16 protein-coding genes are annotated in these 14969 nt (G+C 69.9%); 9 read left to right on the forward strand and 7 right to left on the reverse strand.

Features of this window, described 5'->3' with window-relative positions; all coding sequences use genetic code 11:
* The 6 genes from AC2VOR_RS05175 to AC2VOR_RS05200 all read left to right on the forward strand — a co-directional run.
* Positions 1–130: SDR family oxidoreductase (locus AC2VOR_RS05175; RefSeq protein ID WP_486963317.1), on the forward strand; the 130-nt coding region annotated here is incomplete at its 5' end.
* Between the two features lie 13 nt (positions 131–143).
* Positions 144–1415 (forward strand): aromatic ring-hydroxylating oxygenase subunit alpha, encoded by a 1272-nt coding sequence (locus AC2VOR_RS05180; RefSeq protein ID WP_369738359.1) that lies wholly within the window; start codon positions 144–146, stop codon positions 1413–1415.
* Positions 1416–1417: 2 nt separating this feature from the next.
* Positions 1418–1753, forward strand: a complete 336-nt coding sequence (locus AC2VOR_RS05185; RefSeq protein WP_369738360.1) for a hypothetical protein — start codon at positions 1418–1420, stop codon at positions 1751–1753.
* Positions 1754–1770: 17 nt separating this feature from the next.
* The gene (locus AC2VOR_RS05190) at positions 1771–2619 is read left to right on the forward strand and encodes a TauD/TfdA dioxygenase family protein (RefSeq protein WP_486963312.1); all 849 of its coding nucleotides are present in this window, start codon (positions 1771–1773) and stop codon (positions 2617–2619) included.
* A gap of 55 nt (positions 2620–2674) precedes the next feature.
* Positions 2675–3457, forward strand: coding sequence for an SDR family oxidoreductase (locus tag AC2VOR_RS05195; RefSeq protein ID WP_369738362.1), 783 nt, complete (start codon positions 2675–2677; stop codon positions 3455–3457).
* A 78-nt stretch (positions 3458–3535) separates the two neighbouring features.
* Positions 3536–5104, forward strand: coding sequence for a Na+/H+ antiporter (locus AC2VOR_RS05200; protein ID WP_486963313.1), 1569 nt, complete (start codon positions 3536–3538; stop codon positions 5102–5104).
* 18 nt (positions 5105–5122) lie between these two features.
* On the opposite strand, the gene AC2VOR_RS05205 is transcribed toward AC2VOR_RS05200, so the two are convergent.
* The gene (locus AC2VOR_RS05205) at positions 5123–5476 is read right to left on the reverse strand and encodes a DUF732 domain-containing protein (RefSeq protein ID WP_369738364.1); all 354 of its coding nucleotides are present in this window, start codon (positions 5474–5476) and stop codon (positions 5123–5125) included.
* Between the two features lie 207 nt (positions 5477–5683).
* On the opposite strand from AC2VOR_RS05205, the gene AC2VOR_RS05210 reads away from it, so the two are divergent.
* The 3 genes from AC2VOR_RS05210 (at position 5684) to AC2VOR_RS05220 (ending at position 10426) form a co-directional block, all read left to right on the forward strand.
* Positions 5684–7198 carry an MFS transporter gene (locus tag AC2VOR_RS05210; protein ID WP_369738365.1) on the forward strand — a complete coding sequence of 505 codons (1515 nt, stop codon included), beginning with the start codon at positions 5684–5686 and terminating at the stop codon, positions 7196–7198.
* A gap of 8 nt (positions 7199–7206) precedes the next feature.
* Positions 7207–8094 (forward strand): SCO6745 family protein, encoded by an 888-nt coding sequence (locus tag AC2VOR_RS05215; protein ID WP_369738366.1) that lies wholly within the window; start codon positions 7207–7209, stop codon positions 8092–8094.
* A gap of 145 nt (positions 8095–8239) precedes the next feature.
* Positions 8240–10426: a glutamine synthetase III family protein gene (locus tag AC2VOR_RS05220; protein WP_486963314.1), complete on the forward strand. Its 2187-nt coding sequence runs from the start codon at positions 8240–8242 to the stop codon at positions 10424–10426.
* A 2-nt stretch (positions 10427–10428) separates the two neighbouring features.
* Here the strand turns inward: AC2VOR_RS05220 and AC2VOR_RS05225 are convergent, their stop codons facing one another.
* The 6 genes from AC2VOR_RS05225 to AC2VOR_RS05250 form a co-directional block, all read right to left on the reverse strand.
* Positions 10429–10722 carry a hypothetical protein gene (locus AC2VOR_RS05225; RefSeq protein ID WP_369741556.1) on the reverse strand — a complete coding sequence of 98 codons (294 nt, stop codon included), beginning with the start codon at positions 10720–10722 and terminating at the stop codon, positions 10429–10431.
* 189 nt (positions 10723–10911) lie between these two features.
* Complete coding sequence (locus AC2VOR_RS05230) at positions 10912–11604, reverse strand: pyrimidine reductase family protein (protein WP_486963315.1); 693 nt, start codon at positions 11602–11604, stop codon at positions 10912–10914.
* Between the two features lie 18 nt (positions 11605–11622).
* Positions 11623–12063, reverse strand: coding sequence for a flavin reductase family protein (locus AC2VOR_RS05235; RefSeq protein ID WP_475582080.1), 441 nt, complete (start codon positions 12061–12063; stop codon positions 11623–11625).
* A 135-nt stretch (positions 12064–12198) separates the two neighbouring features.
* A complete protein-coding gene (locus AC2VOR_RS05240) occupies positions 12199–13323 on the reverse strand; it encodes an FAD-dependent oxidoreductase (protein WP_369738370.1) in 1125 nt (374 codons plus the stop codon).
* The gene (locus tag AC2VOR_RS05245) at positions 13320–14204 is read right to left on the reverse strand and encodes a DUF1295 domain-containing protein (protein ID WP_369738371.1); all 885 of its coding nucleotides are present in this window, start codon (positions 14202–14204) and stop codon (positions 13320–13322) included. Before AC2VOR_RS05245 ends, AC2VOR_RS05240 begins: the two co-directional genes overlap by 4 nt.
* A 135-nt stretch (positions 14205–14339) precedes the next feature.
* Positions 14340–14969, reverse strand: a 630-nt coding sequence (locus AC2VOR_RS05250) for an SDR family oxidoreductase (RefSeq protein WP_486963316.1), incomplete at its 5' end; no start/stop codon positions are given.

Raw genomic sequence — 14969 nt, forward strand, 5'->3', positions numbered from 1 at the left:
CGCCAACATCCCGATGGGCTACCTGGGCACCGGCGCCGACATCGCCGCGGCCGTCGGGTTCCTCAGCTCCGAGGAAGCCCGCTACATCACCGGCCAGATCCTCGGCGTCAACGGGGGAGCGGTGCTATGACGAGGAGGTTCGCATGACCCGATCGGGACGGCCGGTGGAGGGGTCCTGGACCGAGCACTACTCCGAATTGGGCACCGGCCCGGTCTCTTTCCGGGACTCGACGTCCAAGGAGTTCTACGAACTGGAACGCGAGGCGATCTTCAAGCGAGCCTGGCTCAACGTCGCCCGCATCGAGGAACTGCCCCGCACCGGCAGTTTCCTCACCAAGGAGATCGAGGCCGCGGGCGCCTCGGTGATCCTGGTCAGGGGGAGGGACGACCGGATCCGCGCCTTCCACAACGTGTGCCGGCACCGCGGAAACAAGCTGGTGTGGAAGGACTTTCCCGCCGAGGAGACCCGCGGCACCTGCCGGCAGTTCACCTGCAAGTACCACGGCTGGCGCTACGACCTGCAGGGTGTGCTGACGTTCGTGCAGCAGGAATCCGAGTTCTTCGGCCTCGACAGGTCCGGCTACGGGCTGAGCGCCGTCCACTGCGACGTCTGGAACGGGTTCGTGTTCGTCAACTTCGATCCCGAGCCGCGCCAAAGTCTGCGCGAATTCCTGGGCCCGATGATCACCGGCCTCGACGATTACCCGTTCGCGAGGCTGACCGAACGCTACGAGTGGGTGGCGCACAACAACAGCAATTGGAAGATCTTCGCCGACGCGTTCCAGGAGTACTACCACGTCCCCTCTCTGCACCCCCAACAGGTGCCCCCGGAGGTGCGCGACCCCAACGCCGGATTCACCTGCGGGCACTTCCAACTCGACGGCCCACACCGGATGGTGTCCACCGCGGGGCGGCGCCGGTGGCTGCTGCCGCCCGAGTACATGTACCCGATCGAGCGGGCCACCGAGAGCGGGCTGGTCGGCCCGTGGCGCACCCCCGACATCGGTGAACTGCCCCCCGGGCTCAATCCCGGCGGAATCGAACCCTGGGGCATCAGCAATTTCCAGATCTTCCCCAACGTCGAGATCCTGATCTACGGCGGCTGGTATCTGCTCTACCGGTACTGGCCCACCTCGTACAACACCCACCGCTTCGAGGCCTACACCTACTTCTCTCCGGCCCGCAGCGTGCGGGAACGCATTCAGCACGAAGTCGCGTCGGTGGTGCTCAAGGAGTTCGCGTTGCAGGACGCGGGCATGCTCGGTGGCACGCAGGCCGCGCTGGAGTACGGGGTCGTCGACGACTTCCCGCTGAACGATCAGGAGATCCTGGTGCGCCATCTGCACAAGGTGGTCGTCGACTGGGTGACTGAATATCAGTCCTACCGCCGCGAAACAGCACCGGCGGGGGTGTGACCATGCCGGATGCCCTGCTGCCCAGCGCCTTCGCCGAACTGGAGCCCTACGCCCGGACGTGGTGCCTGGCCACCGAGACCCAGCGCTGGAACGCCCGGATGTCCAGCACGATGCCGCAGATGCGCGAGTTCTACGACGCGTTCTTCCCGCGCCTGGAAGAGGCCATCGGATACTGCGACAAGTTCCCGCTCGACGGTCTGCCGGACGATGCGCTCAACCTGTTGCACCTGATCTATTCGCTGATCATGGTGGCCATGTCGGTGGAGATCATGCACCAACCCGCGCCCGTCTGCGCCGCCGACGCGGTCATGACCCGCACCGTAGAGCCCACCCCCTGACCGCCGGAGGACCGACCATGAGTCTGCTCACCATCAACAAGCTCACCGACCGCGTCGGCGCCGAGGTAGTCGGGCTCGACCTGGCCGCCGTGGCCTCCGACGAGTCGCTCGGGGCCGCCGTGCTCGACGCCCTGGAGGCCAACGGTGTGCTGGTGTTCCGGGGTCTGCGGGTCGACCCGGAGGCACAGGTCGCGTTCTGCCGCCGCCTCGGCGAGGTCGACCACTCCTCCGACGGGCATCACCCCGTCGCCGGCATCTATCCGATCACGCTGGACCGGTCCAAGAACGCCTCGGCGGAGTACCTGAAGGCGACCTTCGACTGGCACATCGACGGGTGCACCCCGATCAAGGACGACGAGTGCCCGCAGAAGGCGACCGTGTTGTCGGCGGTGCAGGTCGCCGAGCGGGGCGGCGAAACCGAGTTCGCCAACACCTACGCCGCCTACGATGCGCTGAGCGCCGGGGAGAGGGAGCGCTTCGGGTCGTTGCGTGTCGTGCATTCGCTGGCGGCGTCCCAGCGGCGCGTCTACCCCGATCCCACACCGGAGCAGTTGGCGCGGTGGAACTCTCGGCGCACCCACGAGCACCCGCTGGTGTGGACGCACCGCAGCGGCCGCAGGTCGCTGGTGCTGGGCGCCTCGGCCGACTACGTGGTCGGCATGGACCTCGACGAGGGCCGGGCGCTGCTGGACGAGCTGCTCGCGCGCGCCACCGAACCCGACAAGGTGTACAGCCACGCCTGGTCGGTCGGCGACACCGTCATCTGGGACAACCGCGGCGTGCTGCACCGCGCCGCGCCCTACGACCCGAACTCGGCGCGGGAGATGCTGCGCACCACCGTGCTGGGCGACGAACCCATCGAATAACCCGTGTAGCACACTGGCCGGTGAGGATTCGCCACGAACCCGAAAGGACCGGTTGATGACCCCACGGTTGGACGGCAAGGTCGCCATCGTCACCGGCGGCGCCTCCGGGCTGGGCCTGGGCATCGTCCGCACGTTCCTCGCTGCCGGCGCCTCGGTGGTCATCGCCGACATCGACGACGCCGGACGGCAACTGGCCGACGAGTGCGGTGACCGCGCCCGATTCGAGCACGTCGACGTCTCGTCCGCCGGCGACGTCAGCGCCGTGGTCGACGCGGCGGTCCGGCATTTCGGCGGCCTCGACGTGATGGTCAACAACGCCGGCATCTCCAGCACGATGCACCGGAGCTTCCTGCAGGCCGACCTCAGCGACTTCGCCAAGGTCATGGCGGTCAACGTCCTGGGCGTGATGCTCGGCACCCAGGAGGCGGCGCGCCACATGGCCGACCACGACGGGGGCAGCATCATCAACGTGGCATCGATCGGGGGCCTGCAGGCCGGCGGCGGGGTGATGACCTACCGGGCCTCCAAAGCCGCGGTCATTCATTTCAGCCGCAGCGTGGCCACCGAACTGGCCCCGCTGGGCATCAGCGTGAACTGCCTTGCGCCCGGCGGGGTTCCGACGCCCATCCTGGCCTCGTCGGTCCCGGGGCTGAGCCCGGAAGCCGTCGACAAATTCGTGCGGAAGACGCGCGAGAAGATGCACAAGGACCGCCCGCTGCCGCTGGAGGGGACCCCCGAGGACGTCGGCGAGGCCGCGCTGTACTTCGCGGCGGGTACCCGCACCAGCGGCATGGTGCTGGCCGTCGACGGCGGGACATCGGCGCGCGAATCTGCCTGAGACCGCTACAGGCCCGCGGGTGATGACCGCCGACCCGTCGCGCCGCGGACCAAACGTGCCTGCGGGAGGACCGATTCGATGACCTCGCAACTGACGTTCCTGTTGCTGTGCCTGCCACTGGCCATCGCGCTGGCGGGGTGGTTGGCCGAGCGGTTCGGGGTGCCATACCCGGTGGTGCTGGTCGGGCTGGGGGCCCTGCTGAGCCTGCCGCCGTGGACGCCGACGCCCGAGCTGTCGCCCACGGTCGTCTTCTACGTGTTCCTGCCGCCTCTGATCTACTTCGCCGCGTACTTCATCGCCCCGGAAGACCTGCGGGCCGATGCCGTCCCCATTGGGCTGTTGGCCGTGGGGCTGGTCCTGGTCACCATGGCGGGCGTGATGGCGGCGATGGTCGGGTTCGCCGGCGTGCCGATCACGATCGCCGCGGTGGCGGGGGCGGTCGTGGCGCCCACCGACACCGTCGCGGCCACCTCGGTGTTCCGGCGGCTCAACGCGCCCGAGCGGTTGGTGACGATCGTCGAGGGCGAAGGGCTGATCAACGACGGCACCGCGCTGGTGCTCTACGTCGGGGCCGTCACCGCCGCGGCCGCGGGTGTGGTGCGTCCGGGGCAGATCGCGCAGACGGTGCTCGTCGCGCCGCTGGGCGGCGCGGCGCTGGGCCTGGCAATCGCCTGGATCCTGGTCGGCGTCCGCCGCCGGCTCGATCAGGTGTTGCCGGAGATCACCTTGTCGCTTGCCACGCCCTACCTGACCTATGTGCTCGCGCAGGCGGCCGGCCTGTCCGGGGTCCTGGCGACCGTCGTCGCCGGGGTCTACGTCGGCGCCCGCTCCGGGTGGATCTACGCGCCCCGGGCGCGGCTGCAGGCGTTCGCGTTCCTGGACGTGCTGGTGTTCCTGCTCAACGGTGCGCTGTTCACGCTCGTTGGGATGCAGCTGGTCCGAGTGGTCCACCGCGTCCCCGGGGTACCCACCTCGACGCTGCTGACCGTCGTCGCGGCGGTACTGGCCGTGGTGGTCGGATCGCGGCTGGCCTGGACGCTGTTGCTGCGACCAGCGATAACCGAGGTCTGGCGCGGCCCGGGCAAACCGGCTACCTGGCGGGAGCGGGCCGTGATCGGCTGGGCCGGGATGCGCGGCGGCGTCTCGCTGGCCGCGGCGCTGGCCATCCCGTTGCACCTCGACGACGGTTCGCCCTTCCCGCATCGCGACCTGGTGATCGTGGTCGCGGCGTCGGTCGTCGTCGTGACGCTCGTCCTGCAGGGCATGAGCCTGCCGCTGCTGCTCCGCAGGCTCGGAGTGGGCCGCGAGGACTGGCGTGACCAGGAGCGCAACGCCCGGCTGGAGGCGGCCACCGCCGCGCTCGACTGGCTGGGCGATCAGCCCGAGGCGCGCGACGAGTCCGACGCGGCGGTCGCATCGCTGCGCAGCCTGTACACGTCCAGGGTGCGCCGGCTACGGGGGCCCGACCCGGTCACGGCGGTGCCGCACGGTGAGGCCGACAAGTACCGCGGCCTGCGTCTGGGGATGCTCGGCGCGGAGCGGGCGATGGTCGTGGGGTTGCGACAGCAGGGCCGCATCAGCGCGACGGTGCTGCGGGCCATCGAACGCAGCCTGGATCTCGAGGAGGCGAGGCTGCGGGACCTGTGACCCGGACGCGGGGCCGGTTCACCCGGCGGGCGGGGGCACCGAAATGCCCGCGTCGCTCCTGTGCTGCGGGCAATAGGACGCCACCGAAGCACCGATGAAGTAGCCGGAGTCCCGCGCCGACAGGAAGGTTGTCTTCGCGAGGGCCAGCGTCAGGCCGGCGGGCGTCTGGCCGTTGTCGAGGCCGGCGCACACATTTCGGGCCGCCGCGATCGCGGCGGCGTCGCTCTGAAAGACGATCCCGCGCTTTTCCAGCGCCGCGACGAACGCGTCGTCGACCTGATCGGCCGCGGCCGGGACCGCGAAGAACAGCGCCGTAAGCGGGGCCGCAACGAGCGTCGACCACCGCGCGGTGATTGCCCGGTTGTGGGCCATGGTTCCCTCCCGACGCGCGTGCGTACGGACTCGGCGGCGAGTACGGCGGTAGCTAAACGGTAGCCGACACGGCGACGTCCGTCCTGCCCGATAGTCCCGGCGAGCCCGCACCGGGCAACCTGGGTGCGGGGTCAGTAACTTGGGAACCCTGCGTTTGCGGCGGCCGACGGACGGCCGATCCCGTCTCGAACCCAGAACGGAGCACAGATGAGCACAGGCGCGCAGACCGGGACCATCACGACCCAGGTGCCGGCGCGGCTCGACCGGCTGCCGTGGTCGCGGTTCCACTGGCGCGTGGTGCTGGGTCTGGGCGGCGTCTGGGTCCTCGACGGGCTCGAGGTCACCATGGTCGGCAACGTGTCGGCCCGGCTCACCGAAAAGGGCAGCGGCATCGGGCTCGACGCAGCACAGATCGGGGTGGCGGCCGCGATCTACATCACCGGTGCCTGCGCGGGCGCGCTGTTCTTCGGTCACCTGACGGACCGCTTCGGGCGGCGCAACCTGTTCATGCTGACCCTGGTGCTCTACCTGATCTCCACCGTGGCCACCGCATTCGCGTTTGTGCCCTGGTATTTCTTCGTCGCGCGCTTCTTCACCGGCGCCGGCATCGGCGGCGAATACGCCGCGATCAACTCGGCGATCGACGAGCTGATCCCCGCGCGGGTGCGCGGTCGCGTGGACCTGGTCATCAACGGGACATACTGGGTCGGATCGGCCGCGGGGGCCGCCGGGGCTCTGGTCCTGCTCGACACCGCCCACTTCCCGGTCGACATCGGCTGGCGGCTCGCCTTCGGCATCGGCGCCATCTTCGGCATCTTCGTCCTGCTGGTCCGGCGCAACGTCCCCGAGAGCCCCCGCTGGTTGTTCATCCATGGCCGCGAGCAGGAGGCCGAGCGCATCGTCGGAGACATCGAGGCCGACGTTCGCCAGGAAACGGGCGAACCGCTGCCCGAGCCGCAGGGGCGGCCGCTCAAAATCCGCCAGCGCAAGGCGATCTCCTTCGTAGAGATCGCCAAGGTGGCGTTCACGCTCTACCCCGGGCGTGCGGTGCTGGGGCTGGCGCTGTTCATCGGGCAGGCGTTCCTCTACAACGGCGTCACCTTCAACCTCGGCACGCTGTTGAGCGACTTCTACGACGTCCCCTCCGGAACGGTGCCGCTGTTCTTCGTCGTGTGGGCCCTCAGCAACTTTCTCGGCCCGCTGCTGCTGGGGCATCTGTTCGACTCCGTCGGCCGCAAACCGATGATCACGATGTCCTACATCGGTTCCGCGGTCGTCGTGGCCGGCCTCGCGGTGTTGTTCGTGACCGGGACCGGCGGCGTGTGGGCCTTCATCGCCGTGCTCGCGGCGGCCTTCTTCCTCGCGTCGGCGGGCGCGAGCGCAGCCTACCTGACCGTCAGCGAGATCTTCCCGATGGAGACCAGGGCGCTGGCGATCGCCTTCTTCTACGCGATGGGCACCGCGATCGGCGGCATCACCGGCCCGTTGCTGTTCGGGCAGCTGATCAACTCCGGGCAGCGCGGCGAGGTAGTGTGGTCGTTCCTCATTGGGGCGGCGGTGATGGCCGTCGCCGGGCTGGTCGAACTGTGGCTCGGTGTCGCCGCCGAACAACGTTCGCTCGAAGACCTCGCCATGCCGTTGACCGTGATCGACGCCGAGGACGAGGACGAACCGGCCGGCGCGGGGGACGCACCGGTCCGTGGGGGCGGCGCGTCTGATTGACTGCGGCCATGCCCAGAGACCCGGAATTGGCGCGACGCTTCTTCGACCGTTTCGAGCCGGTGCACGCGGTGACGTACTTCGCGCCGGAGGCGCGGGCGGCGTTGGACGGGCTGGGTTACCGGGGGTTCTGGATGGGCTACTTCGCCGCCCGTTCGGCGCCGCTGGGCCCGGTGTCACCGGAGGTGGTGACCGCGATCTTCTACAACTTCGCCCACGAGCGGGTCGCCAAGGCGCTGCCGGCGGCCTGGGAGATGGCCGGCCCGCACGACGCGCTGCGCGCACGCGAGGACTCCGCCGTGGCGGCGCTGCGGCGCTACGGGCTGAGCGCGGACGAAAACGTCGCCGTGGCCGCGGAATTCGCAGCTAAGGCGGCGCGGCGGGCGCCGCTCGACGCGCGGCCGCTGTTCGCCGCGAACCGCGCCCTGCCGTGGCCGGACGACCCGCTGGCCGCGTTGTGGCACGCGGCCACGCTGCTGCGGGAGCAGCGCGGTGACGCGCACGTGGCGGTGCTGGCCGCCGCGGGTGTGTCCGGGCGCGAATCTAACGTGCTGCACGCGGCGGCCGGGAGGATCCCGCGCGACGTGATTGCCGCCACCCGCGACTACGACGAGGCGGCGTGGCGGCACCATGAACAGCGGCTGGCCGAGCGGGGCCTGCTCGACGACGACGGGGCGCTCACCGACGCAGGCCGGGATCTGAAAGGCCGCATCGAGGCGGCGACGGACACCCTGTCCCTCTCGGCGCTCGAGGCGCTCGGCGACGACGAGGTCGAAGCGCTGTTCCGGGCGCTCACCCCGATCGCGCGCACCGTGGTCGCCGCCGGGGACGTTCCCGTCGTCACCCCGATGGCTCTGCAGCGCGACGACCTGCACGACGACAGCGCACATCTGGTGTAGACGGCCGCGCACCCGAAGCACGCTGGAAACGGTTGCCGAACTGCCGTTGACATCGGCGTAACACGTTTGCCATCGAAGCTTCCTACAGTGAGGCGGTCCGTCTTCCACACCGGAGCAGCGCGGACCCTCAGCGATAGGAACTTCATTGAGCGGCAACTTCGTCCGTCTGCAGGCGATCAACAACGTCGAGGCATACGTCCCGCCCGCGGTCAGTTTCGTGGCCGGCGAGACCCCGGGCGGGATGTTCGGCAGCAACGTGTTCACCAAGGCCGAGATGCAGGCCCGGCTGCCCAAATCGGTGTACCGGTCCGTGGCGGCGACGATCGACAAGGGCGCCAGGCTCGACCCCGCCGTCGCCGACGCGGTGGCGGTCGCCACGAAGGACTGGGCGCTGGAGCGCGGCGCCACCCACTACGCCCACGTCTTCTACCCGATGACCGGCCTCACCGCCGAAAAGCACGACAGCTTCCTAGAACCCGTCTCGGACGGACAGACGATGGCCGAGTTCGCCGGCAAGACGCTGATCCAGGGCGAACCCGACGCCTCCAGCTTCCCCTCGGGCGGGCTGCGCAGCACCTTCGAGGCGCGCGGTTACACCGGCTGGGACGTGACCAGCCCGGCCTACATCCTGGAAAACCCCAACGGCAACACGCTGTGCATCCCGACCGTGTTCGTGTCGATGACCGGCGAGGCGCTCGACTACAAGACGCCGCTGCTGCGCAGCCAACAGGCCATGGGCACCCACGCCGAGCGCATCCTGAAGCTGTTCGGCCACTCCGACCCCGGGAAGGTGGTGTCGTTCTGCGGGCCCGAGCAGGAGTACTTCCTGGTCGACCGGCACTTCTTCCTCGCGCGCCCGGACCTGGTCAACGCGGGCCGCACCGTGTTCGGCGCCAGGCCGCCCAAGGGGCAGGAGTTCGACGACCATTACTTCGGCGCGATCCCCGAACGCGTCCTGGGCTTCATGATGGACACCGAGCGGGAGCTGTTCAAACTCGGCATTCCCGCCAAGACCCGGCACAACGAGGTGGCGCCCGGCCAGTTCGAGGTGGCGCCGATGTTCGAGCGGGCCAACCTGGCCTCCGACCACCAGCAGCTGCTGATGACGGTTTTCAAGACGCTGGCCAAAAAGCACGGCATGGAATGCCTGTTCCACGAGAAGCCGTTCGCCGGGGTCAACGGGTCGGGCAAACACGTCAACTTCTCGGTGGGCAACGCCGAGCTGGGCTCGCTGCTGGTGCCCGGCGACACCCCCCACGACAACGCCCAGTTCCTGGTGTTCTGCGCCGCGGTGATCCGCGCCGTGCACAAGTACGCGGGCCTGCTGCGGGTCTCGGTCGCCTCGGCCACCAACGACCATCGCCTCGGCGCCAACGAGGCGCCGCCCGCGATCATCTCGATCTTCCTCGGCGAACAGCTCGCCGATGTGTTCGAGCAGATCGCGAAGGGCGCGGCCACCTCGTCAAAAGGCAAGGGCACCATGATCATCGGTGTCGACACGCTGCCCCCGCTGCCGACCGATCCGGGGGACCGCAACCGCACCAGCCCGTTCGCGTTCACCGGCAACCGGTTCGAGTTCCGGGCACCGGGCTCCGGGCAGACGGTCGCGGTGCCGATGATCGTCCTCAACACGATCATGGCGGACTCGTTCGACTACATGGCCACCATTTTGGAGAAGGCCATGGAAGACTCCGCGGACGGCGAGAACTTCGACGCGGCGGTGCAGAAGCTGCTCACCGAGATCATCACCGAACACGGCGCGGTGGTGTTCAACGGCGACGGCTATTCGGAGAACTGGCAGATCGAGGCGGCCGAACGGGGCCTGCCCAACCTCAAGACCACGCTGGACGCCATCCCGGAGCTGATCGAGCCGGAGGCGGTGGAGGTGTTCGCGAAGTACGGCGTGTTCAGCGACCGCGAGCTGCACAGCCGTTACGAGGTGCGCCTCGAGCAGTACGCGCTGACCATCGGGGTCGAGGCCAAGCTCACGCTCGAGATCGGGACGACGGTCATCCTGCCGGCCGCGATCCGCTACCAGACCGAGCTCGCGCAGAACGTCGCCACCGTGAAGGCCGCCGGTATGGAGCCGAGTATGGTTGCACTGCAATCGGTTTCGGAACCATTGGCCGACCTCGAGGGGGCGCTGGCGACGCTGCGGGTGGCGCTGTCGGAGCACTCGGGGGCCTCGGCGCTCGACGAGGCCAGGCATGCCCAACGGGCGTTGCTGCCGGCGATGGAGGCGGTGCGCACCGCCGCCGACACCTTGGAAGGCGTCGTGGCCGACGACCTGTGGCCGCTGCCGACCTACCAGGAGATGCTCTACATCCTCTAGCGTCACTCCTCGTCGTCGGCTCCGCGTTCGCTCAGCCCCTCCCGGGAGAGCGCCCTGACAAATCCGTACGCCTGCATCCCGGCCTTGCCCGGGTTTGCGACGATCCAGTCGTTGATCTTGCCCAGCGCCCTGGCCAGGTCGTCGCGCCTGATCCGCACCAGGTAGGTCTTCCTGTCGTCTGCCGGATCGTCGCTGGATTCGGCGACGGCCACGGGATGGCGGAACGCGTAGGCGATCCCGTGCACGGCATCGTGGTTCAGCGCCCACTGAAGCTCGTCGGGCCGCAACCGATTCACCGCCAGATTCCGGTAGGCGTCGTGGTCGTGTGAACTGCTCACCTGGCCGCTGGTCCTCCTCTACGAACTCGGAGAATGTGAACGGCGATGGACTGAAGACGATGCGGTGCAGGCGATGCGTCGCAAGTTCCGCCGCCATCATAGGAAGCGGCTTGTCCGTCTGCACGCCGAGTGATAGCCCGACCGCCGTCAACGGCGGTACTTCAGGTACAGGTAGCCCTCGCGTACCAGGGCGTGCTCGAGCCGCATAGCGACCGGCGCGGGCAGCCGCGACGGCAGCCGCCGACCCACCGGCTGACTCGCGGCGAGGCTGGGGGCCAGGGTCACGCAGAACTCGGCGAGTGCGTCGGCCTCCACCAGCTCGTCGAGCAGCGTGGGTCCGCCCTCGCACAGGATGCGGCGCATGCCTTGTTCGCGCAGCAGGTCAAGGGCCCGCGTCACGTCGACCGAATCCTCGCCGGCGACCAGCACCCGGAGGCGTCGGTCGTGGTGCAGCCGTGCGGCGGAGCGTGCGCAGGTGAGCAGGATCGGTGGCCGGTCGGGCTCGTCCAAAAGCCGGGACGGCAGGTCACCGCTGCGGCTGACCACGGCGACCGGGGGCGGGTCCGGGCGTCCCTCGGCGTGCCGGCCGGCTCGCTGCGCCTCGGTCAGCCGCACCGGGCCGTAGTTCTCGGCGCGCGCGGTGCCGGCGCCGACCAGCACCACGTCGGCGAAGGCGCGCAGAGTCCTCAGCAGCCGCTGATCGGTGGGGCACGACAGGGGGCCCGCGCGACCGCCGAACGCCGCGGCGCCATCGGCGCTGAAGATCATGTTGGCGCGCACGCCGTCGGGGGGTTCGGCGTAGCAGGCGGCCAGCTCGGCGACGCCGTCGACGGCGCCCACCCGGGGACAGCCCACCGGTCAGGCCTCGTGGCCCGGCCGCAGGTCCCGGACGTCGCCGAAGGACACCCAGCGTTCCAGGTCGTGCGGCGCGCTGCCGTCCACCGGCTCCAGCAGGTGCCCGACGTGGTCGCCCAGGGTGAACCGGTCCAGGATCTTGCCGGCGAACCAGGCGGCCGCCTCGTCGAGGACGGGCAGGTCCGCGGGGCCGCGGTGCCAGGAGCACCGCTCGAATTTGTCGATCTCGTCGCCGGTCTGCCCGCCGAACAGCTCGACGACGTCGAGATGCTCGCGGTCGAACACGTGGACCGCCAGGTGCGTGGCGCCACCGGCCACCCGGAACGTGTGGTTGCGCTTGGACAGGCCCACCAGGAAGCGTGGCGGATGGATGCTGGTCTGGCTGGCGAAGCCCACCAGGCAGCCCGCCGACACACCGTCGGCTGCCGTGGTGACGACGAACATCGGATAGTTCAGCTGCGCCACCAGCTTCTCGAACGCCTCGACTCCAGGTTTGCTCACCCGCCCAGTCTTCCCGTTCTGAGCCGGCCGGAACCGCATTGACGCGATGGTCGCCGTGCCGCGCCCGAGCCGCGTCGCTTAGCCGAGCGGGTCGTTCGCGCGGACCCCGCGGTACATGCCCCACCGGACCAATCCCGGCATCACCACCCGCTCCACCGACCACGGCGGCAAGCGGAAGGCCTGCCCGCTCGGCAAGAACACCTCCAGCCCGTCGGGCTGGATCCCCAGCAGCGAGCCCCACCGCCGGCCCGGCGCCCGGTAGCCGCGCAGGCGCCGGCCCGCGAATTCGGCGCGGACGTTGCGGGCCACCAGCGCGTCCCCACGGTTGCGGGCCGAGCTGCGCAGCGGGTCGGTGGCCGCGACGTCGCCGACGGCGAACACACCCCGCTGACCGGGCACCCGCAGTTCCGGCGTCACGCGCACGAAGCCGTGCTCGTCGAGCAGTTCGGGTGGCAGCCAGCCGGTGTTGGGCCGTACCCGTCCGATCGCCCACAGCACCGCGGCGGCGGAAGCCGGAGGCTGCCCGGTGCTCCACCGGACCGGGTCGGCGGTGATCTCGTCGCCGGCGAACCCGTCGGGAATCTCGGCCCGGTGCCCCGGATGCAGGCCGACGCCGAGGTCGGTCAGCCGGGTCTGGATGCGCCGCCAGGTTCGGGGGTGGTAGGCGGGCAGGGCTCGCTGGCCGGGGAAGTAGAGGTCGATGCGCTTGCCGGGCCAGCTGGTCGCCATGTTGGCGGCGCTGCTGACCGCGGCCACGCCGCCACCCACGACGATCACCGATCCGGCGGCGGCGAGCCGGGCGTGCGCGGCGCGCAGGTCCGCCCCGATCTCGGTGGCCGACTGCAGCGTGGGCCGGCGCCAGAACCCGTTGGTCACCCCGGTGGAGATGACCAGCGCGTCGTACTCCACGGCGACCGGCGTGCCATCCTCGCGCCGGCCCGCGACCGTGCGGGCCGCCAGGTCCAGCCCGGTAAGCGTGGCCTGGATCGTGCGCACCGATTCCAGGCGGCGGAACCGGTCGAACGGGATCCAGTAGTCGCGGGCCCAGTCCGCGGGGCGGGAGAGCCGCACACCGAGTTCCTGGCCGCTGACCAGGCCGGGTTTGACCGAGATCCCGGTGACGTCGGCGTGGCGGGACAGCCGGATCGCGGTCAGCACACCGACGTCGCCCAGCCCGGCGATCACGACGCGCCGTCGGGTCATGTCGCGGCCCGGTGCGGCGGCGTCGGCACGAATCGCGAGACCCGGTCGATGACGCGCTGGTAGTCCGGCCGGCGTTGCAGGCTGCGCTGTTCCATCATCGGGATGCTGGCGCCCAGGAACATCGCGAGCATTGCCAGCGCACCGCCGAACAGCCACCACGCGTCCGCCGGGGCGGCCGCGACGCCGAACAGCGCCAGGGCGACCCAGAAGGCGAACTCGCCGAAGTAGTTCGGGTGCCGCGACCACCGCCACAGCCCGCGGTCCATCACATCGCCGGGCCGGCGGCTGCGCACGAACCGGTGCAGCTGCACATCGGCGACGGACTCGAAGGCCACCGCCGCGACACCGACCGCGAACGCGACCGCCGTGAGCCATCCGAGGTCACCGCCTCGACGCGTCACGCAGACGTAGACCGGTAGCATGCCCGCGAAGACCTGCAGGGTCGGGATGAGGTGTATGGCGACCAGATCGACGGCGAATTCCCGCTTTCCGGCCCGCTGCCGGAACATCTGGTAGCGCCAGTCTTCGTGGTGCAGTCCCGGGAATCCGTAGACCCAGTTGGCGGTCAGCCGCACCGCCCACACCAGGACGAGCGCCGCGACGAGCCAGCAGCGCGGGCGATCCGTGCCCGCCTGGCTCCACCAGTAGAACGTCAGCAGCGGCGGGATGACGCTCCAATAGGCGTCGTAGCAGCTCGAGTTACGGAATCCGCGACTGAAGGCGAACACCACCGCCGTCGCCAGGACGTCGGCCACGAGGGTGTCCAACCACAGCCTGCCCGTCGTCGTCCCCCAGGCCAGCCAGGCGGCGGCGACGGCGACGGCGGTGGCGTAGGCGACGCCGATGACGGCGAGCGACCGCGACTTCGTCATCGTGTTCATCGGCGCGACTGAACGCGCTCGCCGACAGCGCAATTCATGCGTGGCCTCCTCGGCGCGACGCCGGGATACCCGTGCCGGCGGCCGCGATCGGCAAACTGTAACACGTTCTAGTAAGCCGTCCGGGGGCGTTGGTGGCTACATGACGACGTGACCGGCGTCCACGGGTATCGACACACCCGTCACGTAGCGCGCCCGGGGGCCGACCAGCCACAGCACGGCGTCGGTGACGTCCTGCGGCTCGACGAGGGACGCGTCGGGTAGCAGGGTCTGGGAGAGGGCGGGGTTTGGATTCTCTGTCATCTGTCTGACGACGAAGTCGTTGAGGATCATCGGGGTCGCGACGCCGCCCGGATGCACCGAGTTGACCCGGATCTTGTGCGGCGCATACGCATTGGCCGCCGAACGCATCAGCCCGACCACGCCGTGCTTGGAGGCGGCATAGGCGAACATGGCGGCGCTGCCGTCCCCGCCCCGGCCGGTCAGGCCCTGCGACGAGCTGACCAGGACGACCGATCCGCCACGGCCCTTGCGGACGATCGACGGCACCGTCGCCACCAGCGTGTTCCACACGCCCTTGAGGTTGGTGTCGACGATCGCGTCGAAGATCGGTTCGGCGCGGGTCTGGGTGTCGCCGATCGCCACCACTCCGGCGTTGGCGATGACGATGTCGATCTCGCCGAGTTCGTCGACGCCGGCGCGCACCCCGGCCTCCAGCTGTTCGAGGTCGCGGACGTCGGCGACGACGGGCACCGCCCTGCCGCCCGC

The sequence above is a fragment of the Mycobacterium sp. TH-M103 genome, assembly GCF_057473785.1.

Bases quoted from the DNA above. Each gene is read 5' to 3' on its own strand.
- AC2VOR_RS05180 (WP_369738359.1), top strand. From the start codon at position 144: ATGACCCGATCGGGACGGCCGGTGGAGGGGTCCTGGACCGAGCACTAC.
- AC2VOR_RS05185 (WP_369738360.1), top strand. From the start codon at position 1,418: ATGCCGGATGCCCTGCTGCCCAGCGCCTTCGCCGAACTGGAGCCCTAC.
- AC2VOR_RS05190 (WP_486963312.1), top strand. From the start codon at position 1,771: ATGAGTCTGCTCACCATCAACAAGCTCACCGACCGCGTCGGCGCCGAG.
- AC2VOR_RS05195 (WP_369738362.1), top strand. From the start codon at position 2,675: ATGACCCCACGGTTGGACGGCAAGGTCGCCATCGTCACCGGCGGCGCC.
- AC2VOR_RS05200 (WP_486963313.1), top strand. From the start codon at position 3,536: ATGACCTCGCAACTGACGTTCCTGTTGCTGTGCCTGCCACTGGCCATC.
- AC2VOR_RS05205 (WP_369738364.1), bottom strand. From the start codon at position 5,476: ATGGCCCACAACCGGGCAATCACCGCGCGGTGGTCGACGCTCGTTGCG.
- AC2VOR_RS05210 (WP_369738365.1), top strand. From the start codon at position 5,684: ATGAGCACAGGCGCGCAGACCGGGACCATCACGACCCAGGTGCCGGCG.
- AC2VOR_RS05215 (WP_369738366.1), top strand. From the start codon at position 7,207: ATGCCCAGAGACCCGGAATTGGCGCGACGCTTCTTCGACCGTTTCGAG.
- AC2VOR_RS05235 (WP_475582080.1), bottom strand. From the start codon at position 12,063: ATGTTCGTCGTCACCACGGCAGCCGACGGTGTGTCGGCGGGCTGCCTG.
- AC2VOR_RS05240 (WP_369738370.1), bottom strand. From the start codon at position 13,323: ATGACCCGACGGCGCGTCGTGATCGCCGGGCTGGGCGACGTCGGTGTG.
- AC2VOR_RS05245 (WP_369738371.1), bottom strand. From the start codon at position 14,204: ATGAACACGATGACGAAGTCGCGGTCGCTCGCCGTCATCGGCGTCGCC.